This window comes from Rhizobium sp. WYCCWR 11152 (genome assembly GCF_013087615.1).
Taxonomy (GTDB): domain Bacteria; phylum Pseudomonadota; class Alphaproteobacteria; order Rhizobiales; family Rhizobiaceae; genus Rhizobium; species Rhizobium indicum.
Genome location: NZ_JABFCP010000021.1, coordinates 1 through 22,165, shown reverse-complemented (window position 1 = coordinate 22,165; position 22,165 = coordinate 1). Strand labels below are relative to the sequence as shown.

The following is a 22,165-nucleotide window of genomic DNA, read 5'->3' as shown; positions in this document are numbered from 1 at the left end:
TAAATCCGGGTAAATCATTGTATTATAAGAATAAAATATTTGCCGTGGCGCCCATGATCGACTGGACGGATCGGCATTGCCGCTATTTCCACCGGCAGATCAGCCGCGAGGCGCTGCTCTATAGCGAGATGGTGGTGGCCGATGCGATCATCCACGGCCCGCGCGACCGGCTGCTCGGTCATGACGCCGCCGAGCACCCGCTGGCGCTGCAGCTCGGCGGATCGGACCCAGCAAAGCTTGCCGAGGCGGTGAAGATCGCCGAACCCTACGGCTATGATGAGATCAACCTCAATGTCGGATGCCCCTCCGACCGCGTGCAGTCTGGCACCTTCGGCGCCTGCCTGATGCTGACGCCGGAGACGGTGGCCGAATGCATCGCGGCTATGAAGAGGGTTGCGACCGTGCCGGTGACTGTGAAATGCCGGATCGGCGTCGACGAGCAGGACCCGGAACAGGCACTGCCCGAGCTGATTACCCGCGTTCTCGACGCCGGCGCCGACGCGATCTGGATCCATGCGCGCAAGGCCTGGTTGAAGGGCCTGAGCCCCAAAGAAAACCGCGAGATCCCGCCGCTCGACTACGAGATCGTCTACCGGATGAAACAGCGCTGGCCCAATGTCTTCATCGGCATCAACGGCGGCATCCGCACGCTCGACGAAGCCGCAGCCCACCTCGCCCATGTCGACGGCGTCATGCTCGGCCGCGCCGCCTATCAGAATGCCGCGATCCTAGCCGACATCGGCCAGCGCTTCTTTGGCGCGCCTGCGGCCGAACCGGATTGGGAGGCACTCTGTAACCGGATGATGGTCTATGCCGAACGCCACATCGCCAGCGGAGGCCGGCTGCAGCACGTGGCCCGCCACATGGTCGGCCTCTTCACCGGCCTGCCCGGCGCCCGCCGCTACCGCCAGATCCTCTCCACCGATGCCGCGAAAGCCGGCGCCGGGCCGGAGGTGCTGGCGGCAGCCTTTGCGGCAGTGGATTTTTCGGGGACCGAGCAGGAGGCGGTCAGCGCCTGACGTAAGTGACGTCTTGTCACGGCGCCGAAGCGCGGCGTCAGGACCGCGCCATCGGCAGCAAGATCTTCTTCTCGATCCGGCCCGTCACCGAGAACACCAGGATTTCCGTATCCCTGCCAATCCTGCTGCCATCCATCAATCGGACGATATCATCGACGCCGCCGACCGGGCTGCCATCGATGGCGAGAATATAATCGCCCTCCTGCAGCCCTCCCTTTGCCGCCGGCCCCTCCGGCTCGACGCGCCGGATACGAACGGAGGTCGTCTGCACCGTGCCCGCCGCAAGCGCCACCCGGCGCGGCAGCACGATCGTATCGCCTGCTATGCCGATGAAGGCGCGCCTGACCTGGCCATAGCGAAGAATCTCCGAAACCACGAAGTTGGCCGTGTTCGACGCCACGGCAAAGGCGATGCTCTGCGCCCCCTGGATGACGGCGGTGTTGACGCCAATCACCTTCCCGCCCGAAGACACCAGCGGCCCGCCCGAGTTGCCGGGATTGAGCGCCGCATCGGTCTGGATGACATCCTCCATCGGCCGGCCGCTGGCAGCCCGCATCGACCGGCCGAGCGCCGAGACAATACCGGCGGTAACAGTCCATTCGAAGCCGAGTGGGTTTCCGATCGCGATTGCGATATGCCCCCTGCGCAGGCGCTGGGAGTCTCCGAGCTTCGCCCAGGCGCCGGTGCTTGTATTGGCGCGAATGAGGGCGATATCGGTATCCACATCCCGGCCGAGCACGCGGCCCTCGGTGACGAAACCGTCAGGCGTGGTGATGCGAACGACCTTGGCGTCGTCGACGACATGGTTGTTGGTGATGATCAGACCGTCAGGCGAAATAGCGAAGCCCGACCCGTGCCCTTGCCGGCCTCCCACCCTCTCGATCCGGCTGACTGCCGGCCCGACGATATCGACTGCGGCTGCGATCGATTGCGAATAGGCATCGATCAGCGCCCCATCATTCTGAGGCGCTATGTCCTTATCCATGTAACCCATGATTTGATCCTCAGGCGGCAATAACGGCCGTCCCGTCGCCGGCGAAGCCGTCGCGATTGCGACGGTCCGCCATGGCGCTGTTCTATGAGGATTAGATGGTTGGACGATGAACCGTGTTCAAGTGAGCGCCGGCAGCGGCATGCATGCGGTGGCAGAACGGGAACACACCTACCCCGGACAGATATATTGAACTACCCGGATGGATATATTGAACGAATAATAAAAAAATGGCTCATTACAGACGTTCGCCGCTAAAAACAGTCACCTTCGCTATGAACTAGCCTGAGGGGCCGACAGTCGAGATACCGTGGATTAAAGAAATGTTCACAGCGCGAAGAGCCAAGCGAGGATCACCCAGCCCCTCGCGTCATGCGAAATGGCCAGGTGCTACACCCATCTCGCGGACAGATACAAACTTCTGTCATATCAACAGAATAGAAAGAGGCATTCAATAAGCACATCAACATATTCCGAGCCGGTTGATCAAGCGCGGCCTTCTTGCCCCTAGCCTCCGGCGCAACGGCGCTCATAGCCTCGCCAACTCTACCCGCAACGACGCAAACTTCTGACCGCATGAATCCAAACCAACCCCTACAACGGAGCCAAAAGATGAGCACAGTCACAACCAAGGACGGCGTCGAGATCTTCTACAAGGATTGGGGGCCGAAGAGCGCCCAGCCGATCATGTTCCATCACGGCTGGCCGCTATGCTCCGACGACTGGGACGCCCAAATGCTGTTCTTCCTTGAGAAGGGCTACCGCGTCGTTGCTCACGACCGGCGCGGCCATGGCCGCTCGACCCAGGTGGGCGACGGTCATGACATGGATCACTACGCCGCCGATGCCGCAGCCGTCGTCGAGCATCTCGATCTCAGGAACACCGTCCATGTCGGCCATTCCACCGGCGGCGGCGAAGCGACCCATTATGTCGCCCGCCACGGCCAGCCGCAGGGCCGCGTCGCCAAGCTTGTGATCATCGGCGCCGTGCCGCCCCTCATGGTGAAAACGGATGCCAATCCCGGCGGCCTGCCGATCGAAGTCTTCGACGACCTGCGCAAGCAGCTCGCCGCCAACCGCTCGCAATTCTATCGCGATCTGCCGGCCGGTCCGTTCTACAGCTTCAACCGGCCGGGCGCGAAAGTGTCGGAACCGATCATCAACAATTGGTGGCGCCAGGGCATGATCGGCGGCGCCAAGGCGCATTACGACGGCATCAAGGCCTTTTCGGAAACCGACTTCACCGAAGACCTGAAGATCATCACCGTGCCGACCTTCGTCATGCACGGCGATGACGACCAGATCGTGCCGATCGCCGACTCCGCCCCGCTCTCGGCCAAGCTGCTGCAGAATGCCACGCTGAAGGTCTACGAGAAATTCCCGCACGGCATGTGCACCACCCATGCCGATATCATAAACCCCGACATCCTCGCCTTCATCAAAGGCTGATCCGTGATGTTGCCGGGCGCCGATCAGGCGCCCGGTTGCCACGATGGCTTGCCATCCTGCACGCCGGCGTTCTGGCCACGTCGATCGATTGACGGCCAGAGACTCATTTTCCCATGAAACCGTTTTCGCCGATTTGCGTTTAGCGGCCATGAAAAGAGAACGTGAACCCTCATCAAAGGCTTACCGGCAGGATCGTTTCGAAAACACCGAGCGCGCCGCCAAGGAAACCATCGAGGCGGAGCAGCGGGCCCGCCTCGAAAAAACCAAGCGGCTGAAAGAGCTGCGCCTGTCGCAGCAACGCGCCAAGGACCCCGCAACCAAGTAGCACACTCATCTATCCATCAGGCAGACACACGGATCGCCCCATATCCATGCCCTGAAGCCCTCGCCCGCGTCTTGCCGTGCGAGGCCCCGAATAGTTTTTGAATTTCGGACCTTCGCCCATCTTGCAGAGCAAAGATCGCGAAATTATCTTTTTTTCACGAAAGCGATTCACGGCATCCAAAAAGGGCAGATTGCGATGTCAGACAAGCTGTTCAGCACGCGTGACGAACCGCTCGCCTCCGAGGACCTCGATGTGTGCAGGCGTGTCCATGAAGCTCTCTGTAGCGGGCTAAAGGTCGACCGATCAGGCAAAGAGGCCGACCGCTTAGGCGCCCTCATCATCGAGCTTTACCGCCAGGGTGTGCATGACGAGAACCAGCTTCGATTGCTGGCCGGCGGAAGGTGAGCCTGATAGCTTGAGACGTCGAGCTAGCTGCGAGTCCGACACCGCCTTTCCAGCGCCCGCAACCGGTCCGCCCGCTTGATCTTCGCCACATGCACCACCTCCCCCTTGCCCCTGGCCGAGGTGCCGATCTCCGGCCCCACAACGATTGCCGCCGTCCGCTCATCCCACTCCGAAGGCGCCTTCTGCGCCCTCTTGTCATCGAACACGTCACGGACATCACCAAACGCGATGTCGGCAATGGCGACAAGCACGCACTCGGCGGAAGTCTCCGTCTCGGCAAGACGTGGCGCTAAGGCTCTCTCAATCTCCGCCCGCACAGCCTCATTCACCATCAAGCGGTTGCCATTGGCACGCGACTTTCCGCTATACCCCGTCCGCACCGCCGCGTGCTTCGCATTCAAATCCTTCAGATATTCCGCCACAAACAGGCGCTGCCTCGGCGTCAGTTCTGCCATTGGTGATCGTGCCCTCGATGAGAGGGCGATGGTAGCGGGAGATGGTGGCAGGGTGAAAAGCGCGCCGCGGGGAAGGCCCTACGAAGCCAGACCTCTGTCCCTGTTGTAAATCTCCCCCGGAGTCGGCTCTCTGGTCACTATCGTGCCGTCGGAAAGCCGGCGACGCAGGACATCGCCGTGCCAATGCCATTCTCCGGATACGCCAGCGAAAAACAGCGCACGAAGCGCTTCGACCACGCGGCTCCACACCGATGGCTTGGGACGTCGGAAACTGATCGTTGTCATTTTGTCTTTGCTCCCCTTCAAAATTATTCTCTGCCGATCGCGCACGTCACGTTTCTCTCTTCCCGGAGGGTGCCCGATCATCATGGATTGGAATGATCCAGCCGCGCCAATATGCGCAATGCCTCAATTCGATCCGGCTCCCAGAAGGTCAGCCTGAGTCGGCCTGCATCCGAATCCAGGGAGAACGCCTCGCGGGCCAGCCCGACCTCGGCAAGCCTCATGCGTATGGAGTCGAGATCGGTCATGCCACCCAGCGGCTCCATGATGATGTATTGCGTCGGTTGCGCCATGTGGAAGCCCCTTACCTCAGAGTATTTGCCGGCGCACGAAAACAGAAACAGCAAAACAGCTCAAGGAAAGTCTTAATATCTGGTTACCAAACGAAGTTAATACTTCGTTACACATGAGGTTGACCGCCGTTTTAATATTGAACACCAGAAACCGCTCTATGATTTCAAGAGAGATTGCTGTCGCGCTTTCGACGCACATGCCGGCCCCCGAACGAGCCGTCCGACATTGAGCTTCGATAAGAGTAAAGTTCGTCTGCGCCGCGTCGTCGGTGCGATCTTCTCAGACATTCCCGCCCATTGGCGGTGGCGAAGCTGTGCAGCGTTTTAGGACCGGTCGGTTCCTGCCGTCCGGTAGTGGTGCACAGGCCTATTATGTTAGCACAAACGCGCATACACCGCCTCATTCCATCCCAAAATGAAACCTATTCCCTGCCCCTGCGTTATCCCGTCGATACATCCGTTTACTCAAGGTGAGTGAAATGAACAGATTCGCCATCATTGCCCTGTCGATAGCGACGGCCTTCTCCGGACTGCCGGCCTCGGCAGGGCCGGCTTTCGTGCCGAGCCCGGTGCAATCGGCGCAGCCGACGTCTCAAAGCACCGATGCACGCATCATGACCATTGGCTGCAACAACTTCACGAACTGCCCGGGTCAGTTCGGCAATAATCGCAGGTGGTATCGCAACCGCCATAACTATCGCGACCGGAACTATTACCGCGACGACCGCTATGGCTGGGATCGCCGCTACGATCGCCGGTACCGCCGCCACGACAACACCGGCGCCATCATTGGCGGCTTGGCGGCCGGCGCCATCATCGGTGGCATCATCGCTTCGCAGCCGCGCGCACGTGCCTATAGTTCTGGTTCGCATGCGGAGTATTGCTATAGCCGCTACCGGTCATACCGCGCCTATGACAATACCTACCAGCCGAACTACGGCCCACGCCGCCAGTGCCGCTAGCCGGCCCGTCCATAAGAGCAAGCCTCGCATGAAGATGCGAGGCTTTTTGATACCCGAAAACCCGTTACGCGGCTTTACCAGCGACACCGTAGACTGCCACGCCGTCCAGCAAATCGCCTTGCCCCTATCGACCAGCTCTATATGTATGAAAGCATGGTACGTTAGCAGATACGCACATACATAACCCCTCCCTATCCCAAAATGAAACCTATTCCCTTCCCCCGCGTTATCCCCCCGATAAATCCGTTGACCCAAGGTGAGTGAAATGAACAAATTCGGCATCATTGCCCTGTCGATAGCGACGGCCTTCTCGGGAGTGCCTGCCTCGGCAGCCCCGGCCTTCGTGCCAAGCCCGATGCTATCGGCCCAGTCGGCGCCTCAAAATAGCGATGCCCAGATCATGTCCGTCGCCTGCAACCCATACTCCATCGTCTGCTCGCGCGACGGCGATAACCGCAGGTCCTACCGCAACCGCGATCGCGACAACGACCGTGACCGCGACCGCCGAAGCTACCGCGAGCGCCGCTACGACCGTGACGACCGCTATGGCGGGGATCGCCGGTATCGCCGATATGACAACCGATATGACAATAACGGTGCCATAATCGGCGGCCTGGCAGCCGGTGCCCTCCTCGGCGGCATCATCGCTTCGCAGCCGCGCGCACGTGCCTATGGTTCTTCGCATGCGGAATACTGCTATAGCCGCTACCGGTCATACCGCGCCTATGACAATACCTACCAGCCGAACTACGGGCCGCGCCGCCAGTGCCGCTAATCCGGTCCATCCATCAGAGCAAGCCTCGCATGAAGATGCGGGGCTTTTTTGATGGCCGAAAGCCCGTTGCTTCCAATCGCCGGTCGGCCGTGCTTGTCTGCGCGGCCAAGATTGGTCGACCCGCTTAGTTGGGCGACGTGAACCTAGGGGCGAAATGACATCGGTAGAAACAGCAAAGCCCGTCGGCCCCGTCATCCTGCTGCCGCCGGATCTGGAAAACCTGTCGGGCTTCGAGGCGGCACTCGCCGCCGGCTGGTCTCCCGATCCGCGCCGCGCGGGCGATGAAGCCTATGTTTACGGTGAGTTTCAGCGGCTGCGCCAGGACAGATCAAGGTTTCTCGGCAATCTCATTCCTGATGGCAGGCGATGCACCGGTTCCGGATCGCCGCCTCTCACCACCCGTCTGTTCTGGATCTGGGATGGCGAATTCTGCGGCAGCATCAGCCTGCGCTTTCAAGCCGGCACCGAAGAGCTGCCGCCGGAAGTCTCGGGCCATGTGGGATATTCCGTCGTGCCGTGGAAACAGCGCAATGGCCACGCGACCGCCGCACTGAGCCTTCTGCTGGGTGTCGCGGCGAAGGAAGGCCTCGACCGACTCGTCATCCTCTGCAACGAGGACAATGACGCCTCGCGGCGCGTGATCGAGCGTAATGGCGGCGAATTCTTCATGCGCGGCCCGCATCCCTCCGACAGGCCCGATCAGATCAAACTGTATTTCTGGCTGAAGCCCGGAGCCGCCGGCTGACGTGAAGCGCGACGGATTTGCAGACGGACGGAGCACGGGCTTTACCCGCCCTTGCTCCGCCCGTCCCGTCAGCCTGGGGCGGGCTGAGTGCTGATAGCGCCGGCTTGTCGGGCGCCGGCGCCGGATTCTCTCAATAGGTCGCGGCTGGTTTTGGCTTCTTCTCGGTCCACTGCGGCGGCGCGCCGTATTTGGCGGCCACGGCCCCCATCAGTCCGGGCGGCCGGCCGAAGGCGTCGCAGGCGGCGTATTTCGGTTTGCCGCCGAGCCAGGATTTCATCCGCTGCCCTGAGGGCAGCGAGATATCCATTCCCTTCGGCTCCTTGCCTTTGATCAACATGCGGGAAAACTCGCTGCTGAATTTCGAAGCCAGGCTATAGGCATCGCCGACTTCGGAAACGCGGGGGTTGTTCTGCAGCGAGTTTGCCCCGCGCGACCAGACGATTGCCGCCCGCTGCACGCCACCGCTGTCGACGGCCTCCGCCTCGACCGCCAGTCCGCCAAGGCCGGCCGGCAGCCGGGGCACGCTGACGGGCAGTACGAAACCGGTGCCGACGGTCACGACGGTCGAAACACCAGCCATCGCCTTGTTGGTCGGCACAATGTCGGTGACGACCGAGCGGATCGTCAGATCCGCCGGCTGGCCGGCAGAGACCAACTGGTATTTGTCGCTGAGCGAAATGCAGAGCGCCCGGTCCAGGGCGTTCGCCACCATCACGCGGTCGGCGTTCGATTTGACGCGGGTCGCGGCGCTGAAAGCGAAAGTCGTCGGCACGATGCTCGCCGTCTTTGCCGGGCTAAGGCGCGTCCCATCGACATAGACGCGCGATTTCGACAGCTTGCCCTTCGGCGCGCCGAGATTACCATAGGAAGAAAGCGTGCCGGCCTCCTTTAGCGGCACCGAGCTGCAACCGGCCGCGGCCATGGCGAGCGCCAGCGGCAGAGCGAGGGCCAAGCCTCTCGACGCCAGTGGGAGGGAAAATGGGAATGGATTGCTGCGCACGCTGTCTGGCCTCCGTCGCCGATAGCGCATAACCCCGAAAATCGAAATCGATTTTCGGAAAGGATTATGCGCAGGTTTAAAGCGCTAGAGCGTCCTTGGCGCATCTTGTCGGACGCGCGGCGCTCTAGTGTCGGGCGAAAGTGGCGGTCGACAATTGCCGCAACATTACAGATCGCTCCCCTGAGCCTTCCTGGTCAGAACCAGGGCGTATGCTGCTCAAGCAAACCTGACCTATGCGAGTTCGATCACCACCCGCGTCCCGACAGCGCTGCTCTCGATGCTGACCTCGCCGCCATGATTTGCGGCGACCTGTTTGACGAGGCTGAGGCCGAGACCGGCGCCCCTGCTCTTCGGGGTGACGCGATAAAACGGCTCGAACACCAGCTCCCGATGTTCGGCCGGAATGCCAGGCCCTTCGTCGGCGACCGTGATCCGGCCGCCGCCGGAAGACGAGCGCGACACCGAAACCGTGATCATGCCGCTGTTGCCGCCATGGTCGATGGCGTTGCGCACAAGGTTGCTCACCGCCCTCGGTAGCGCCGAAGGGCTGCCCTTGCGTTTCAGGCTCTTGACCTCGCTCTGAAACGAAATCTGATAGCCGGCGGCAATCGCCAGCGGCGCGAGATCGGCAACCGTCATTCGGGCGATCTCGACGAGATCGACGGGTTCGTCGAGGTCAGTCGCCTGATCGTTGCGCTCGAAATCGAGCAACTGCTCGGCCGCCTGCCCAAGCCGCGCCACGTCGTCGAGCAGCCGCTGCCGCTCGCGCCCGTCGGGCATGCCATCGATCCGCGTCTGCATGATGGCGATAGGGGTCCGAAGCTCATGCGCCGCGTCCATCAGAAATCGCTGGCGTTTCCGGAATTCGCTCTCGAGCCGCTCCAGCGTGCCGTTGAAGGCGTTCACCAGCGGCGCCACTTCCCGGGGAATGCCGTCCACGGGAAGGCGCGCGCCATGCCGGCGCGGCTCGATCTCAGCCGCCTCGCGCGCCAAGTCGCTGATCCCCCGGAGCGCGCGTCCGACGATCCGCGGCACGGCGAAGAAGACAGCCGGCAGGGAGACCGCAAGCAGCGGTATGTAGATGGGATAGGTCTCAATCAGCATGGTCAGGAAGGTCGAGCTCCTGCTCGGGTCTCCACCATACATCACCCTGAAGGTGCCGAGCCGCGTTTCGATCGCGTCGATCGCCGCGCTCTCGTCCGTCTCCCTGGCGCCACGAATGTCACCCTCCTTGATGAGACGGATATAGTCGGCAAGCCCGCGATAAGCCTGGGGGATCGCGCCGTATGAGACCGTCCGCCCATCCTGGTCCGCGACGATGAACCAGAGTCCTTCGGCTTCCGCCTTGAACGACCTCAGACGCGGGCTGTCGGTAATCACGAGCCTGCCGTCAGTCTCCCGCCCCAACGCTTCGTCGAGCACCGTGGTAAGCTCATCCTCCGTGCCCACATTGGGCGAGAGGATCATCGCGCCGTAGACGCAGAGCCCGACGATGACAGCCGCCACCACAGCAACGAAGACGATACTCAGCTGCCAGCTGAGCCGCCACCAAAGCGACGGATTGGCGGATTGCGCCTTGGCCATCACTCTTCCTTCATGAGATAGCCGACACCGCGGATATTGTGGATCGCAACACCCGCGCCGGCATCGATCAGCCGCTTGCGCAACCGTGAAATATGCGCGTCGAGCGCATTCGACTGGATTTCCTCCTCGTAGTTATAAACCGCCGCCTCCAGCGTCGAGCGCAGCACCGTCTTTTCTTTGCGCCTTGCGAGTGCCGCCAGCACCAGAAGTTCGCGCCGGGGCAGATCGAGCGGCACGGCATCGACGGTGACGCTGAGATGCAGCGGGTCGATCACCATTCGCCCGGCCGTGATCTTAAGTTCGGCCAGTTCAGGCGATCGCCGCAGCACGGCCCTCAGCCGCGCCATCAACTCCTCGACCAGGAATGGCTTGCCGAGATAGTCGTCGGCCCCGAGGTCGAGGCCTTCGATCCGCTGCCTCGGCTCGTTCAGCGCCGTCAGCACGATGATCGGCGTATCCTTGCCCGTCCGCCGGAGCTCGGGAATGAAGGTCAGCCCCTCTCCGTCGGGCAGGCGCCGGTCGAGCAGAATCGCATCGTAGCCATTCTGCCGCGTCAACTCGACGGCGTCTGCCAGATGCATCGTGTGATCGGTGACGATCCCATGTTTGCCGAGTGCGGCCGACAGCGCCTCGGCCAGCTCCCTCTCATCCTCTATCAGCAGTATCCGCATCGCCCGTCCATTGTCTCGCTCACCCCTTCTGTCTGCCACAAGGGTTGCGGCAGCATTGCGGAGCTTGCAAGGCAGCCGGTCATGCTGCCGCAATTGTTGAGGTCCAGCACAAAGAATATCCGCAGCAGCTGGAGATCAAGAATGATCCGACCTATCCTTCGTCTCCTGACAAGACACTTCCTCTCCGCCTTCATCCTTGCCGCGCTGCTCGCTGCCCCGCTCGTCATTCTGCACACGCTTCACGAAAAGACGGCATTCGAGAACGGCCTGCTGATGGATGTCCGATGATAGAGTGAGCGAATCTCAGGCGGTCTTAGTGTCTGCCATCCAATGGGCCGAGAACGCCTGAAGATAGGCTTGCACCTTGGAGCGGTTCTCCGCTGTTTCGACGGTCCTGAACACTTCGGCCGGTTCCAGTTTCATCAGAGGAAGCTGGAGGAAGATATCGCCCGCGAACCGGTCGGTGATGGTCTCAAGGATCTTTCGAAGACCGGCCAGCATGTCGTCGCCTCGATGCGATGCGTGCAGCAGCGCGATCGGCTTATGGACGATCTCATCTCCCGATACGAGCCAATCGATCGCATTCTTGAGGCCGCCCGGGATGGATCGGACATATTCCGGGCTGGCAATGATCACCCCGTCGCTCTTGGCGATCGCATCGATGAAATCCCACACCACCTCCGGCAGGTGCTCTCCCTCGAGATCGGGCGAGAATACCGGCAACCGCCCCACGCCGTCGAAGATCGAAATCTCGATCTCATTTGGCGCTACGGTGCGAACAGCCCGCAGCATGGCGGTATTGGTGGAATTGCGCCGGGCGCTGCCGGATATTGCGAGAATCTTCATGACCCCAACAGGAAATGATTGATCGTGGCTGTCAACGCAAAAGACTAGGCTAGGCGTGATTGAGTAGCGCCCGAAAAGCGACTTTAGCTTGAATTGACCGAGCCCCGCGTTAGCCTGGATGCTGCTGCGAATCGGCTCGAATTACCCCTTGAGGAAATACACATGTCGGCTTTGATCGAGGCGCGGGGCGTCAGCAAACGCTTCCGGCAGCACAAGAGATTTCCGGGCCTGCTGGGCGCGCTGAAGACTTTGGTGACCAACGAATATACGGAAGTTCTGGCCGTTTCCGACATCGGTTTCGACATCACGGCGGGCGAAGCCGTTGGCTATCTCGGTCCGAATGGCGCCGGCAAATCGACGATGATCAAGATGATGACCGGCATCCTGGTGCCGAGCGACGGCACGCTCTCGGTCCTCGGCCGGACACCACATCTGCGGCGGATGGACAATGCCCGCGAGATCGGCGTCGTTTTCGGCCAGCGCAGCCAGCTGTGGTGGGACCTGCCGCTGGTCGACAGTTTTACCCTGCATCAGCGCATCTACGACATCCCCGTCGCCCGTTATGCGGATAATCTCCGGCGCTTCAGCGAATTGCTCGACTTGACGCCCTTTCTCGACCGCGCAGTGCGCCAGCTCAGCCTCGGCCAGCGCATGCGCGCCGAGATCGTCATGTCACTGCTGCACGACCCCAAGATCCTCTTTCTAGACGAACCGACCATAGGTCTTGATGTGGTCGCCAAGGATGCCGTGCGGCGTTTTCTCGCCGAGATCAACCGTGAGCGCGGCGTCACCATCATCCTCACCACCCATGACCTGCAGGACATCGAAACCATCTGCCCGCGGCTGATTATGGTCGATCATAGCAGGCTCATCTTCGACGGTGAGTTGAAGAGCCTGCGCGCGGCATTGGGCTCGGCCCGGCGGCTAACACTCGAATTTGCCAGCGACCCTGGACCGCTGCCATTGCGCACCGCGGTCCTCGTCAGCGACGAGGGTTTGCGCAAGAATTATCTCATCGAGCGTGAAGACATCTCGCTGGTCGCGATCCTGTCGGAGGTCGGCAACGGGCGCGATCTCAAGGATGTGGCGCTGCAGGAACCTGACATCGAAGAGGTCATCCGCACCTTCTACCAGGGCCGCAATGCCAAGGCCCGGGCATCATGAGCGCCTATTTCGCCTTCGCGCGCAGTTCCTTCCACTCGCAACTCGCCTACCGCAACGAAGTATGGGCCAATATCTTCGGCAAACTCGTGCAGGCCTTCGCGCGTGTCGCCATCTGGCAGGCGGCCTATGCCGGCGTCAGCGCAATCGTGGTCGACGGCGTTTCCCTGCAGCAGATGGTGACCTATGCCCTGCTCGGCGGCGCGGTGATGGGCGCAACCCGCCCTGAAAGGATCATCGGCGAGATCGGCCGGTCGCTGAAGACAGGTGATATCGCGGTCTGGCTGCTCAAGCCCTTGTCCTATCCGCTCTATCTTTTCGCCAACGAATGCGGCAGTTTCGGCTATCGCCTGATGACCCAGGTCATTCCGACCGTCGTCTTCACCGCGTTGTTTTACGGCATGCTGCCGCCGGCAAGCCTATTCGATGGCCTGATGTTCATCGCCTTCTGGGCGCTGTCCTTTACGCTGCTGTTCCTGATGTCGGCGCTCTTCGGCCTCATCGCCTTCTGGCTGATGACGAGCTTCTCGCTGGACTGGATCCTGGGCGCCCTGCTTCAACTATTCTCGGGCCTGCTGATACCGTTCTGGTTCTTCCCCGAACCGCTGGCCACGATTGCCCGCCACCTGCCCTTCGCCTGGGTGGTCTATTATCCCAATGCTGTCTATCTCGGCAGGCTTTCCACGGCCGATGTCTGGCTCCATCTCGGCCTCGGTCTCGGCTGGGCCGCGTTGTTCCTTGCCGGCGTCCTTTGGCTGTGGCGCTGCGCCTCCGGCCGCATCACTGTGCAAGGAGGTTGATCGTGCTCATTCATCACCTGCGCGTCCTTCCGCTGCTGGTCCGGATGCATGTCCGCTCCCAGATGGAATATCGCGGCGCCTTCTGGCTCGACCGTCTTGCGCAGATCCTTTCCTATGGCAGCGTCTTCGCCACCATCGGCATCCTGCTCGCCCGCTTCGACACGCTCGGCGGCTGGACCTGGCCGGAGCTGGCGCTGCTGTTCAGCTTCCAGCTGCTGGCTTATTCGCTGGGTGCTGCCATGAGCTTCGTGCAATTGCGCGAGCTCGAAGAACTGGTGCGGCTCGGCACTTTCGACACGCTGTTGGTCAAGCCTTTCAGCCCCTGGGCCTATCTGGTCTTTTCCGGCCTCAATATCGGCTATGCCGGCCACGTCATCCTCGCGGTGGCGCTGATGGGCTGGGCCGTTCTGTCCGTCGACTTCGCCTGGTCGGTCTGGTCCGCCACGTTCCTTATTGCTGCGCTCCTCAGCGCGACGCTGCTGACCGCTGCCCTCATCACCATGATCGGCGCCACGGCATTGATCTGGGTGCGCTCCAACCACCTGTTCTCGATCTTCTTCGGCTTTTGGGAATTGACGCGCTACCCGCTCAACATTTTCCCCGGCGGCATCCAGACCATCCTCATCACCGCGGTTCCGCTGGCCCTCACCAGTTCTGTCCCCGTCGGCGCCCTGCTCGGCAAGCCCATCCCGAGCCTCGGGGACTGGGCCGGGCTTGCATCCCTTGTGGCTGGCCCGATCTGGGTGTTGATATCAATCGCCTACTGGCGGTATGCCACCGGCAAGTACCAGGGTGCCGGCGGCTGATCGGGCCGACTACTTTCCTGTATATTCAGGATGCCTGCGACAACGATCTCGCGCGGACCTCGAGGAACGCAGCCGTCAGCTTGGCCAGTACGGGTGAGGTGCATGTACCGTTGGCGCCACCGATCGGATCGACGATGTGGATCTGCCGGAGATCCTCCATGAACTCGCCCCACAGCGGCGACCCGCCTTCTTCGAGAAGCTGCGCGCGAATGCTCAACTCCTCGCTCACAGGCAGATGCCGTCGTCCCCAGGCGCCGATCATGGCAAAGACGGGCACGAGCTGGATCGCTGGCTCCGCCAGGCTGTAGATCGCTTTCTGGCTGTGGCTGGGGTCGTCCCGCTTGCTGATGAATCCGAGCGAGAGCAGACGCTTCAGCCTGGCGGCCAGAATGTTGGAGGCAATCCCCTCTTCCGAATGGGTTAGGAGATCGCGGAAATGGCGGCGGTTGCCGAACATGATGTCCCTGATGATGATGAGGCTCCACCGATCGCCCAGCACTTCCATCGTCAGGTTGATCGGGCAGCCCGACCGCAGTTCAATATCCACGAATTCTCTCCTTAAAACTGGTTGCAATATAGGATCACTTATGCGACAACGCAACTAGTTTCGATCCGCAATCAGATGGAGGAGAGCAGCATGTCCAAGGTGCGTGTCGCAGCATTTTCCCTTTCCGTGGATGGTTTCGGCGCCGGGCCGGAGCAAAGCATGAACGATCCGCTGGGCAAGCGGGGAACGGAGATGTTCGAATGGTTTTTCCGTACCCGCACCTTCCGCGCGATGATCGGAAAGGACGGCGGTTCTGAAGGCGTCGACGAGGGTTATGCGGCCCGCGGCATGGCGAATTTCGGCGCCTTCATTCTCGGACGCAACATGTTCGGCCCTATCCGCGGCGATTGGCCGGATGATGCCTGGAAGGGCTGGTGGGGACCGAACCCGCCCTATCACGCGCCGACCTATATCCTGACGCATTATCCCCGCGAACCCATCGTCATGGAAGGCGGCACGACGTTTCACTTCATTACCGGCGGCGTCGAGGAAGCGCTTGACAAGGCGAAGGCTGCGGCCGGCGGCAAGGATGTGAAAATCGGCGGCGGCGTCAGCACCGTCCGTCAGTATCTGCAGGCCGGCCTGATCGACGAACTGCATTTCGCCATCTCCCCCGTCGTCCTCGGCAAGGGCGAAGCAATGTTCACAGGCATCGACCTCCCGGCCCTCGGCTTCCGCGTCGCCGAGCATGTCGCAACCGAACACGCCACGCATATCGTGCTGGCGAAATAAACGAGCCCGGTCGATATCTTAGGCGCTTCCAGATGGAACACCTCGGCCCCATTGAAGGCGTCCGCAACATCAAGACGGAAATCCCGATGCAGAAGATCAAGCAATCCTGGCAGGTACCGCTCTGACGGCCGCCTGTCGGGATCGTTCGGCTGTCACCAAACCGTGTCAAAATGGCCGTGGTATTGCTGTGGAATGGGCGTAGAGTAAACGCCATCGGATCATCGACACGACCGCTTGAGAGACTATAGGTGCTCTTGCCGCTTCATGGAGGGTACGAAGATGCTCCTGTCGCTCATCTCGCTCAACGATGATGAAATAACCATCGTCACCGATGCCGTTCGGCAATGGTGCTGCGAGAGGAAGCTCGACATCGACAGCATCGAAGGACGCCACGCCATCACCGTCGCCGTCGATCTCGTCCAGATGAACACCGACTGCGACAGGCTTTTTGCCGAACTGTCGAAGCAACTGGACGAGCGGTAGGACCCGACATCCACCCATCGAAACCCACGACAGATGTGAGGATACGCTTGCCGAAGGGTGAGGCGTCGCCGCATGCCTCTTCTCCCCGGCGGGAGAAGGTGCCGGCAGGGGGTTGAGCGGCAAAGCCGCGAATGCGCTGAGCGTAAGCGAAGGGCAATCGTGAAGGGCATCCCGTGCAGCCCCCTCATCCGACCCTTCGGGCCACCTTCTCCCCGCAGGGGAGAAGAAGGAGCAAGCCAGGTTGCGCAGCCGGGAACGTTATGCCCCGCCCCGGCCAGACCCAAGCCGTTCGAGGTAGGCGCAAAACATGTCGGCCAAGGCGTCGGCATAGGCGTCGATCTCGGCAGGGCTCCGCGGAGCCTCCGAGAATTGCTTGCCCACAGTGCCAAGCGTCGTAGTGATCAAATCGCCCGCAAGTGCCCGGGTCGCCTCCGTCGCGCAAGGCAGCACTTCCTGCATGAACACATCGACGATGCGGTCTCCCGATGCCCTCGCCGCCTGTGCCTCCGGTGCGTCGCGATAAAGAGGCGCGGCATCATGGAGCGCCACGCGCATCGCCGCCTCCTCGCATTCCGAGCGGAGGAAGGCATGAACGAGGCGGCGCAGCCTTTCGAGCGCCGGCCTTTGCGCATCGGCAAGGATGCCGCCGAGCATGTCCGTCGTCTGCCGCCATTCGTCGCTTTGCAGCCGAAAGAGGATCGCCGCCTTGTTGGGGAAATATTGGTACAGCGATCCGATGCTGACGCCGGCCCTTTCGGCCACCCGCGCCGTCGTGAAGCGCTGGGCGCCTTCCCGCTCCAAAACCTGAGCAGCGGCATCCAGGATCGCCGCCACGAGCTCTGCCGAACGGGCCTGTTTGGGCTGTTTTCGTGAGGAAATCCGGGCTCTTGGACGTTCGGTCATGGCAGCGCTACGCAATGCGAATAGCAGATGCGACGAATTACTCGTATTTTCCACTCGACACAAGAACCTGTCACAAGGAGATTTTACATGACAACATTGACCACCGCCCCGCTGGCGCCCCTGCTCGACGGCCTGTTCGAGGAGGCTGATACGGCGACAAGCCCTGCAATGTCGGGGCTGTCAGGCGATGAGCGGATGCGCCTGATCGGCAGCAAGACCGAATATCTCGACCTTTACGGGCGCCTGAAGGATCTTTGGCTTCCCGTCTCCAGAGAGGCCGGCGTGCTGCTCTACATGCTGGCGCGAAGCAGCCGCGCACGAACGATCGTCGAATTCGGCACATCCTTCGGCATCTCGACCCTCCATCTCGCAGCCGCGCTGCGCGACAATGGCGGCGGCCGGCTGATCACCAGCGAGTTCGAGCCGTCGAAGCTGGCCCGCGCCCGCGCCAACCTGACGGCCGGCCGCCTCATCGACCTCGTCGAGATCCGTGAAGGCGATGCCCTTGAGACCCTGAGTACGGATCTCCCGGAAACGATCGACCTGCTCTTCCTCGACGGAGCCAAGGCGCTCTATCGCGATATTCTGGAACTGGTGGAAGACCGCCTGACGCCGGGCGCCCTCATCGTCGCCGACAATGCCGACCTCTGCCCGGAATACCTCGCCCGCGTGCGCTCGCCCGCGGCTGGCTACCTCTCGACGCCATTCGAAGAGGAAATCGAGCTGTCGATGCGGACCTGATGACAACGGCCCGTTTCATTGTCGGGGCTTCACCGCTGTACGGCGCCGTAGCGCAGCCCGTCGACCAGCAGGGACACCATGCGCCGGGCATGTTCGGACCCTTGGGCGTAGGCGTGCATGCTGAGACTTGCGGCCGCATTCAAAAGATCCTCGGCGGCGATATCGGTGCGGACCTCGCCGGCGGCAGCGGCGGCGTCGAGAAGCGAGCGAAGGGCCGGCTGCAGCCGCTGCTGGAAGTAGGCGGGCAAGGCATCGAAGGCCGGATTGCCGGAGTGCAGGGCCGCCGCAAGCCCGCGCTTGGCCGCGATGAAATCCACGAAACGCTGCATCCATCTGGCTAGCGCCTCGCCCGGCGCATATTCGGCGGCAAGGATCGGCGCAGAGTCGGCGCAGGCGTCGATTTCGCGGCGGAAGACGGCGACGACGAGGTCGGAACGCTCGGGAAAATGCCGGTAAACGGTGCCGATGCCGACACCAGCCTTCTCCGCGATCTCACGCACCGGGGCATCGACGCCGGAGGTCGCAAACACCGTCAATGCCGCCTGAAGCAGCCCATCGAGATTGCGCTTGGCGTCGGCGCGCACGCGCCTGTCCACCCTTTCCCCGGGCTTCCAGCCGTCTTCCTGCTCTTTCCTCTCGTCGCTCATCATTCACTCGCTTGCAAAACGGAACAAAGTTCCGTATATAAACGGAATGCGGTTCCGTTTACGCAATTTAACACAGCGCGACGGTGTTGGCCACATCGATGCGCACGAAGTTCGTCTCCCAATAAAAGGAACAGACCATGCAATACCGCACGCTTGGAAGAACCGGCATCAAGGTCAGCCCCTATTGCCTCGGCGCGATGATGTTTGGCGCCGCCGGCAATCCCGACCACGAGGATTCGATCCGGATCATCCACAAGGCTCTCGATGCCGGCGTCAACTTCATCGATACTGCCGATATCTACAGCCGCGGCGAATCCGAGGAGATCGTCGGCAAGGCGCTCAAGGGACGGCGCGACGACGTCGTGCTCGCCACCAAGGCGCATCTGCCGATGGGCGACGACCCGAACCGACAGGGCAATTCGCGCCGCTGGCTGATCCGCGCAGTCGAGGATTCGCTCCGTCGCCTGCAGACCGACCATATCGATCTCTACCTGATCCACCGGCCGGCACCCGATACCGATATCGAGGAGACGCTATCGACCCTCACCGACCTGATACGGACGGGCAAGGTGCGCGCCGTGGGATCGTCGACCTTCCCCGTCTCGGAGATTATCGAGGCGCAATGGGTTTCCGAGCGCCGTGATCTGGCACGTTTCCGCGCCGAGCAGCCGCCCTATTCGATCCTGAACCGCGGCATCGAACGCGAGGTTCTACCCGCCTGCGAGCGTTACGGAATGGGCGCAATGGTGTGGAGCCCGCTGGCGATGGGCATGCTCACAGGCAAATATCGCAAGGGCGCACCGCAACCCGACAGCGCCCGCGCCAAACGCTTCCCCAAGCAGATGAACGACGAGCGCCGGCTGGACGCGGTCGAACGGCTCATCCCGCTCGCGCAGCAGGCAGGTCTTTCGCTGGCGCACATGGCGATGGCCTTTGCTATCGCCCATCCCGCCGTCACCTCGGCGATCATCGGCCCGCGCACGATGGAGCACTTCGACGATCTGCTTGCCGGCGCCGGGGTAAGCCTGACGGACGAAATCCTCGACCGGATCGACGCGATCGTCCCGCCCGGCACCGACACCGGCCCGTTGGAGGCGGCCTATAACCCGCCTGCGGTAACGCAGCCGAACCTGCGCCGCCGCCCGATAACGGAGCGCTTCGCCGCCTGATCCTCGGATGAGCGTAGCCCTTGCGCTGCTGCAGCAAGTTTTGGCTCGAACGCCACCTCCCCCTCCCTCATTCCTGTGCCCGTCACAGGAATCCAGCCACGGCGCGTCGGCGCCGTGAATGGCTCTTATCTAAGGAACAAACTCTTTCGCGCCCAAGGACTTGGGCGCGCTGGATTCCTGTGACAAGCACAGGAATGAGGGAGGAGAAGTCGGCAGCGTCTGCCATAAACAGTCACCATCTCCTATCGCGGGTCGGATGGCACAATGGATCATTACAAATCAGGCCAAGAAGTCAGCCGTTCGCACTCAAAAGCACCTTCACTTAAAGGCGTTTCTCAAAGAACGTGTCCGGGTACGGATCGTCATTGAAACGATCGATCTCACTCCAGCCGGTTCCACGATAAAGCTGCGTCGCCTCGGGCAGCGCGCTATTTGTATCCAGACGCAGGAGCTTGATGGATAACTCGCGGGCGACGTTCTCGGCGGCCGTCATAAGACGCGTTGCGAGCCCAAGGCCACGCGCGGATGGAGCAACCCAGAGCCTTTTGATCTCCGCGACTTCGCCGCCGTTGCCCTTCAGCCCGACACAACCGATCGGCAGGCCATCCGACATGGCCACCAGGAACGCACCGCGCGGACGGATCATATCCTCGGCGTCGGGATCGCGAGAAAGCGATACATCGAAACCCTTCTCGAAGCGGCGTGCAAGTTCGCCGTAGTATTGACGGAGACAATAGCTGGCGTCCTCGTGTCGCGGGTCTTTCTGCTCGAACACGATCTGCTCACGTCTCAGCGAAGAAGCGACGATATCCATGGCGCGCAGCAATTCGTCCGGGCGACGATGGCGCGCCAGAAACGATTTCGCCTGCGCATTGGAAAGCGTTTCATAAGCCTGAAACTCGCAACGGCCGGTTTCGGTCAGCCTGGCAACGCGGCGACGCGCGTCCTGAGGGTTCGGCACCGTCTCAATGAGTCCCTCCTCTTCCAGACTGCGCAGCAGGCGACTCATCAAGCCAGAGTCGAGACCGAGATAATCGCGGATCACCGCAACATCCGATTGCCCCCGCCCGATCGAATTGAGGACGCGGGCAGCACCCAGCGGACGGCCGCGTCCGAGGAAAGACGTATCGAGAGCGCCAACTTCGGAGGTGACGGCACGGTTGAAGCGACGGACACGAGAGACAGGATCGTAGGTCATATTGTCTGACTTTAGTCAGATAATTGATCCTGTCAATTCGGAGCACTCAACGGAAGGGCATAAATGAGCCGCGCACTTCCCCCCATCCGCCTTGCACAGCAGCATCGCCTCGCCTATGGGAACGACAACGTCCACAAGGCCTTCCCGTGTTCCGTTTTGCCCTTCACGCCCTGATCGTTCTCATCCTGACGCTGCTGACGCAGATCGGCGGCATCGCCTATCTGTTGGCGCTGACCGCCTCACGCTCCTGGGGCTTGCGGCGGTTTCTGGCAAAGCTGACGATCTTCCTGCTTTGTTATGCCGGCGCCACTTTTGCGGCGAGCTTCGCCGCGCCGATCTTCGGGCGGGTTCCCCTCTCCTGCATCGCCGACGCCGCGGACCGGCTCGTGGTCCGCTCCCCGATCTATTGCCTGCTGAACCGCAACTACGTCACACCCGAGGTGCACGATCTGGCAAAGGCGCTTGCCGCCCACATGGACAGGGAATTTCCTGGAACCGTCACCGTCGCGCTGGATGCGAATTTCCCCTTCGTGAGAGGCTTTCCGCTGCTGCCGCACCTGTCGCATGCCGACGGAAAAAAGCTGGACTTCGCCTATTATTACAAGGATGTGGACGGCGCCTTCCTGAATGGCGCCACCCGCTCCCCGATCGGCTATTTCGCCTTCGAGCAACCCGCCCCCGGCGACGAACTGCCGTGCGAAGGGCGCAATGACTGGCTTACCACCCGCTGGGACTTCGATGCGCTGCAGCCTCTGTTTCCGGCCTATCGGATCGAGGAGCAGCGCACATCGGCCGCGATCGGCTGGTTGACCAGCGAAGGTGTGACGCGCTTCGGCCTGCAGAAGATCTTCATCGAGCCGCATCTGAAGAACGCGCTCGGCATCTCCGATAGCCATATCCGCTTTCAAGGCTGCCGCGCCGCCCGCCACGACGACCATATTCATATCCAGGTCGAGTAACCCTCTCGCCGGCCCTCTGGCCCAGACCCTCGGGATCGGCGGTTCGTCCGCCAAACGCGGATGCTCAGCGGATCGCACCTTGGGATGAGGCTCACTTCAACGCTGGTGCGGCATTCACCAACGGTATCTATTGGAAGTGCGGCATCCTACAACGTCCCTCATCCTTGTACGTTGCCGTTGCTGTATAAAGGGGCTGCGCGGCGGAGATGCGTGTCAT

The 22,165-nt window shown here is 61.7% G+C and carries 27 protein-coding genes; 16 read left to right on the top strand and 11 right to left on the bottom strand.

What is annotated here, in order from left to right; translation table 11 throughout:
• Window positions 1-53: 53 nt before the first annotated feature.
• Window positions 54-1,019 carry a tRNA dihydrouridine(20/20a) synthase DusA gene (dusA, locus tag G9X67_RS30000; protein WP_246705469.1) on the top strand — a complete coding sequence of 322 codons (966 nt, stop codon included), beginning with the start codon at window positions 54-56 and terminating at the stop codon, window positions 1,017-1,019.
• Between the two features lie 37 nt (window positions 1,020-1,056).
• On the opposite strand, the gene G9X67_RS29995 is transcribed toward dusA, so the two are convergent.
• Window positions 1,057-2,013 carry a trypsin-like peptidase domain-containing protein gene (locus G9X67_RS29995; RefSeq protein WP_171600332.1) on the bottom strand — a complete coding sequence of 319 codons (957 nt, stop codon included), beginning with the start codon at window positions 2,011-2,013 and terminating at the stop codon, window positions 1,057-1,059.
• A 609-nt stretch (window positions 2,014-2,622) separates the two neighbouring features.
• On the opposite strand from G9X67_RS29995, the gene G9X67_RS29990 reads away from it, so the two are divergent.
• The 3 genes from G9X67_RS29990 (at window position 2,623) to G9X67_RS29980 (ending at window position 4,189) form a co-directional block, all read left to right on the top strand.
• Window positions 2,623-3,459 carry an alpha/beta hydrolase gene (locus G9X67_RS29990; RefSeq protein WP_138387383.1) on the top strand — a complete coding sequence of 279 codons (837 nt, stop codon included), beginning with the start codon at window positions 2,623-2,625 and terminating at the stop codon, window positions 3,457-3,459.
• A gap of 43 nt (window positions 3,460-3,502) precedes the next feature.
• Window positions 3,503-3,784 carry a hypothetical protein gene (locus tag G9X67_RS29985; protein WP_138329027.1) on the top strand — a complete coding sequence of 94 codons (282 nt, stop codon included), beginning with the start codon at window positions 3,503-3,505 and terminating at the stop codon, window positions 3,782-3,784.
• Window positions 3,785-3,979: 195 nt separating this feature from the next.
• Window positions 3,980-4,189: a hypothetical protein gene (locus G9X67_RS29980; protein WP_138330007.1), complete on the top strand. Its 210-nt coding sequence runs from the start codon at window positions 3,980-3,982 to the stop codon at window positions 4,187-4,189.
• A gap of 23 nt (window positions 4,190-4,212) precedes the next feature.
• On the opposite strand, the gene G9X67_RS29975 is transcribed toward G9X67_RS29980, so the two are convergent.
• Together G9X67_RS29975 and G9X67_RS29970 are read right to left on the bottom strand one after the other, a co-directional pair.
• On the bottom strand, window positions 4,213-4,644 hold the full coding sequence (locus tag G9X67_RS29975) for a terminase small subunit (protein ID WP_246413052.1): 432 nt from the start codon (window positions 4,642-4,644) through the stop codon (window positions 4,213-4,215).
• 365 nt (window positions 4,645-5,009) lie between these two features.
• Window positions 5,010-5,219 carry a hypothetical protein gene (locus tag G9X67_RS29970; RefSeq protein WP_138329026.1) on the bottom strand — a complete coding sequence of 70 codons (210 nt, stop codon included), beginning with the start codon at window positions 5,217-5,219 and terminating at the stop codon, window positions 5,010-5,012.
• Window positions 5,220-5,698: 479 nt separating this feature from the next.
• On the opposite strand from G9X67_RS29970, the gene G9X67_RS29965 reads away from it, so the two are divergent.
• The 3 genes from G9X67_RS29965 to G9X67_RS29955 all read left to right on the top strand — a co-directional run bounded on the left by G9X67_RS29965 (window position 5,699) and on the right by G9X67_RS29955 (window position 7,701).
• Window positions 5,699-6,181, top strand: coding sequence for a BA14K family protein (locus tag G9X67_RS29965; protein WP_171600331.1), 483 nt, complete (start codon window positions 5,699-5,701; stop codon window positions 6,179-6,181).
• 265 nt (window positions 6,182-6,446) lie between these two features.
• Window positions 6,447-6,956 (top strand): BA14K family protein, encoded by a 510-nt coding sequence (locus tag G9X67_RS29960; RefSeq protein WP_171600330.1) that lies wholly within the window; start codon window positions 6,447-6,449, stop codon window positions 6,954-6,956.
• A gap of 154 nt (window positions 6,957-7,110) precedes the next feature.
• The gene (locus G9X67_RS29955; protein WP_171600329.1) at window positions 7,111-7,701 is read left to right on the top strand and encodes a GNAT family N-acetyltransferase; all 591 of its coding nucleotides are present in this window, start codon (window positions 7,111-7,113) and stop codon (window positions 7,699-7,701) included.
• A 130-nt stretch (window positions 7,702-7,831) separates the two neighbouring features.
• On the opposite strand, the gene G9X67_RS29950 is transcribed toward G9X67_RS29955, so the two are convergent.
• The 3 genes from G9X67_RS29950 to G9X67_RS29940 form a co-directional block, all read right to left on the bottom strand.
• Window positions 7,832-8,731: a DUF3313 domain-containing protein gene (locus G9X67_RS29950; protein WP_171600328.1), complete on the bottom strand. Its 900-nt coding sequence runs from the start codon at window positions 8,729-8,731 to the stop codon at window positions 7,832-7,834.
• A gap of 201 nt (window positions 8,732-8,932) precedes the next feature.
• Window positions 8,933-10,285 (bottom strand): HAMP domain-containing sensor histidine kinase, encoded by a 1,353-nt coding sequence (locus G9X67_RS29945; protein ID WP_171600327.1) that lies wholly within the window; start codon window positions 10,283-10,285, stop codon window positions 8,933-8,935.
• Window positions 10,285-10,956 (bottom strand): response regulator transcription factor, encoded by a 672-nt coding sequence (locus G9X67_RS29940; protein ID WP_138329021.1) that lies wholly within the window; start codon window positions 10,954-10,956, stop codon window positions 10,285-10,287. Before G9X67_RS29940 ends, G9X67_RS29945 begins: the two co-directional genes overlap by 1 nt.
• A 141-nt stretch (window positions 10,957-11,097) precedes the next feature.
• Here G9X67_RS29940 and G9X67_RS29935 point away from each other — a divergent pair, with 141 nt between their 5' ends.
• Window positions 11,098-11,244, top strand: coding sequence for a hypothetical protein (locus G9X67_RS29935; RefSeq protein ID WP_012757973.1), 147 nt, complete (start codon window positions 11,098-11,100; stop codon window positions 11,242-11,244).
• A 15-nt stretch (window positions 11,245-11,259) separates the two neighbouring features.
• Here the strand turns inward: G9X67_RS29935 and G9X67_RS29930 are convergent, their stop codons facing one another.
• The gene (locus G9X67_RS29930) at window positions 11,260-11,802 is read right to left on the bottom strand and encodes an NADPH-dependent FMN reductase (protein ID WP_138329020.1); all 543 of its coding nucleotides are present in this window, start codon (window positions 11,800-11,802) and stop codon (window positions 11,260-11,262) included.
• Between the two features lie 162 nt (window positions 11,803-11,964).
• Between G9X67_RS29930 and G9X67_RS29925 the strand changes: the two genes are divergently transcribed.
• The 3 genes from G9X67_RS29925 to G9X67_RS29915 are packed head-to-tail and all read left to right on the top strand — an operon-like array spanning window position 11,965 to window position 14,569.
• Window positions 11,965-12,966, top strand: coding sequence for an ATP-binding cassette domain-containing protein (locus tag G9X67_RS29925; protein ID WP_138329019.1), 1,002 nt, complete (start codon window positions 11,965-11,967; stop codon window positions 12,964-12,966).
• A complete protein-coding gene (locus G9X67_RS29920; RefSeq protein WP_171600326.1) occupies window positions 12,963-13,763 on the top strand; it encodes an ABC-2 family transporter protein in 801 nt (266 codons plus the stop codon). The genes G9X67_RS29925 and G9X67_RS29920 overlap by 4 nt, the downstream gene beginning before the upstream one ends.
• Window positions 13,764-13,765: 2 nt before the next feature.
• The gene (locus G9X67_RS29915; RefSeq protein ID WP_171600325.1) at window positions 13,766-14,569 is read left to right on the top strand and encodes an ABC-2 family transporter protein; all 804 of its coding nucleotides are present in this window, start codon (window positions 13,766-13,768) and stop codon (window positions 14,567-14,569) included.
• 25 nt (window positions 14,570-14,594) lie between these two features.
• On the opposite strand, the gene G9X67_RS29910 is transcribed toward G9X67_RS29915, so the two are convergent.
• Window positions 14,595-15,116, bottom strand: a complete 522-nt coding sequence (locus G9X67_RS29910) for a helix-turn-helix domain-containing protein (RefSeq protein ID WP_138329016.1) — start codon at window positions 15,114-15,116, stop codon at window positions 14,595-14,597.
• Window positions 15,117-15,206: 90 nt separating this feature from the next.
• Between G9X67_RS29910 and G9X67_RS29905 the strand changes: the two genes are divergently transcribed.
• A complete protein-coding gene (locus G9X67_RS29905; protein WP_138329015.1) occupies window positions 15,207-15,848 on the top strand; it encodes a dihydrofolate reductase family protein in 642 nt (213 codons plus the stop codon).
• 279 nt (window positions 15,849-16,127) lie between these two features.
• Window positions 16,128-16,331, top strand: a complete 204-nt coding sequence (locus G9X67_RS29900) for a hypothetical protein (RefSeq protein WP_138387373.1) — start codon at window positions 16,128-16,130, stop codon at window positions 16,329-16,331.
• 258 nt (window positions 16,332-16,589) lie between these two features.
• Here the strand turns inward: G9X67_RS29900 and G9X67_RS29895 are convergent, their stop codons facing one another.
• Window positions 16,590-17,234 carry a TetR family transcriptional regulator gene (locus tag G9X67_RS29895; protein WP_171600324.1) on the bottom strand — a complete coding sequence of 215 codons (645 nt, stop codon included), beginning with the start codon at window positions 17,232-17,234 and terminating at the stop codon, window positions 16,590-16,592.
• A gap of 87 nt (window positions 17,235-17,321) precedes the next feature.
• Here G9X67_RS29895 and G9X67_RS29890 point away from each other — a divergent pair, with 87 nt between their 5' ends.
• Window positions 17,322-17,975 (top strand): class I SAM-dependent methyltransferase, encoded by a 654-nt coding sequence (locus tag G9X67_RS29890; protein ID WP_171600323.1) that lies wholly within the window; start codon window positions 17,322-17,324, stop codon window positions 17,973-17,975.
• A 29-nt stretch (window positions 17,976-18,004) separates the two neighbouring features.
• Here G9X67_RS29890 and G9X67_RS29885 read toward each other — a convergent pair whose 3' ends face one another.
• Complete coding sequence (locus G9X67_RS29885; RefSeq protein ID WP_138387370.1) at window positions 18,005-18,625, bottom strand: TetR/AcrR family transcriptional regulator; 621 nt, start codon at window positions 18,623-18,625, stop codon at window positions 18,005-18,007.
• A gap of 134 nt (window positions 18,626-18,759) precedes the next feature.
• On the opposite strand from G9X67_RS29885, the gene G9X67_RS29880 reads away from it, so the two are divergent.
• A complete protein-coding gene (locus tag G9X67_RS29880) occupies window positions 18,760-19,791 on the top strand; it encodes an aldo/keto reductase (protein ID WP_138387369.1) in 1,032 nt (343 codons plus the stop codon).
• A gap of 322 nt (window positions 19,792-20,113) precedes the next feature.
• Here G9X67_RS29880 and G9X67_RS29875 read toward each other — a convergent pair whose 3' ends face one another.
• A complete protein-coding gene (locus G9X67_RS29875) occupies window positions 20,114-20,989 on the bottom strand; it encodes a helix-turn-helix domain-containing GNAT family N-acetyltransferase (protein ID WP_138387368.1) in 876 nt (291 codons plus the stop codon).
• Window positions 20,990-21,135: 146 nt separating this feature from the next.
• On the opposite strand from G9X67_RS29875, the gene G9X67_RS29870 reads away from it, so the two are divergent.
• Window positions 21,136-21,948, top strand: coding sequence for a hypothetical protein (locus G9X67_RS29870; protein WP_171600322.1), 813 nt, complete (start codon window positions 21,136-21,138; stop codon window positions 21,946-21,948).
• Window positions 21,949-22,165 lie beyond the last annotated feature (217 nt).

What these genes read in the sequence shown, in the direction of transcription:
- dusA (WP_246705469.1), top strand. Translation starts at nt 54, where the DNA reads ATGATCGACTGGACGGATCGGCATTGCCGCTATTTCCACCGGCAGATC.
- G9X67_RS29995 (WP_171600332.1), bottom strand. Translation starts at nt 2,013, where the DNA reads ATGGGTTACATGGATAAGGACATAGCGCCTCAGAATGATGGGGCGCTG.
- G9X67_RS29990 (WP_138387383.1), top strand. Translation starts at nt 2,623, where the DNA reads ATGAGCACAGTCACAACCAAGGACGGCGTCGAGATCTTCTACAAGGAT.
- G9X67_RS29985 (WP_138329027.1), top strand. Translation starts at nt 3,503, where the DNA reads ATGGCTTGCCATCCTGCACGCCGGCGTTCTGGCCACGTCGATCGATTG.
- G9X67_RS29980 (WP_138330007.1), top strand. Translation starts at nt 3,980, where the DNA reads ATGTCAGACAAGCTGTTCAGCACGCGTGACGAACCGCTCGCCTCCGAG.
- G9X67_RS29975 (WP_246413052.1), bottom strand. Translation starts at nt 4,644, where the DNA reads ATGGCAGAACTGACGCCGAGGCAGCGCCTGTTTGTGGCGGAATATCTG.
- G9X67_RS29970 (WP_138329026.1), bottom strand. Translation starts at nt 5,219, where the DNA reads ATGGCGCAACCGACGCAATACATCATCATGGAGCCGCTGGGTGGCATG.
- G9X67_RS29965 (WP_171600331.1), top strand. Translation starts at nt 5,699, where the DNA reads ATGAACAGATTCGCCATCATTGCCCTGTCGATAGCGACGGCCTTCTCC.
- G9X67_RS29960 (WP_171600330.1), top strand. Translation starts at nt 6,447, where the DNA reads ATGAACAAATTCGGCATCATTGCCCTGTCGATAGCGACGGCCTTCTCG.
- G9X67_RS29955 (WP_171600329.1), top strand. Translation starts at nt 7,111, where the DNA reads ATGACATCGGTAGAAACAGCAAAGCCCGTCGGCCCCGTCATCCTGCTG.
- G9X67_RS29950 (WP_171600328.1), bottom strand. Translation starts at nt 8,731, where the DNA reads ATGCGCTATCGGCGACGGAGGCCAGACAGCGTGCGCAGCAATCCATTC.
- G9X67_RS29945 (WP_171600327.1), bottom strand. Translation starts at nt 10,285, where the DNA reads ATGGCCAAGGCGCAATCCGCCAATCCGTCGCTTTGGTGGCGGCTCAGC.
- G9X67_RS29940 (WP_138329021.1), bottom strand. Translation starts at nt 10,956, where the DNA reads ATGCGGATACTGCTGATAGAGGATGAGAGGGAGCTGGCCGAGGCGCTG.
- G9X67_RS29935 (WP_012757973.1), top strand. Translation starts at nt 11,098, where the DNA reads ATGATCCGACCTATCCTTCGTCTCCTGACAAGACACTTCCTCTCCGCC.
- G9X67_RS29930 (WP_138329020.1), bottom strand. Translation starts at nt 11,802, where the DNA reads ATGAAGATTCTCGCAATATCCGGCAGCGCCCGGCGCAATTCCACCAAT.
- G9X67_RS29925 (WP_138329019.1), top strand. Translation starts at nt 11,965, where the DNA reads ATGTCGGCTTTGATCGAGGCGCGGGGCGTCAGCAAACGCTTCCGGCAG.
- G9X67_RS29920 (WP_171600326.1), top strand. Translation starts at nt 12,963, where the DNA reads ATGAGCGCCTATTTCGCCTTCGCGCGCAGTTCCTTCCACTCGCAACTC.
- G9X67_RS29905 (WP_138329015.1), top strand. Translation starts at nt 15,207, where the DNA reads ATGTCCAAGGTGCGTGTCGCAGCATTTTCCCTTTCCGTGGATGGTTTC.
- G9X67_RS29900 (WP_138387373.1), top strand. Translation starts at nt 16,128, where the DNA reads ATGCTCCTGTCGCTCATCTCGCTCAACGATGATGAAATAACCATCGTC.
- G9X67_RS29895 (WP_171600324.1), bottom strand. Translation starts at nt 17,234, where the DNA reads ATGACCGAACGTCCAAGAGCCCGGATTTCCTCACGAAAACAGCCCAAA.
- G9X67_RS29890 (WP_171600323.1), top strand. Translation starts at nt 17,322, where the DNA reads ATGACAACATTGACCACCGCCCCGCTGGCGCCCCTGCTCGACGGCCTG.
- G9X67_RS29885 (WP_138387370.1), bottom strand. Translation starts at nt 18,625, where the DNA reads ATGATGAGCGACGAGAGGAAAGAGCAGGAAGACGGCTGGAAGCCCGGG.
- G9X67_RS29880 (WP_138387369.1), top strand. Translation starts at nt 18,760, where the DNA reads ATGCAATACCGCACGCTTGGAAGAACCGGCATCAAGGTCAGCCCCTAT.
- G9X67_RS29875 (WP_138387368.1), bottom strand. Translation starts at nt 20,989, where the DNA reads ATGACCTACGATCCTGTCTCTCGTGTCCGTCGCTTCAACCGTGCCGTC.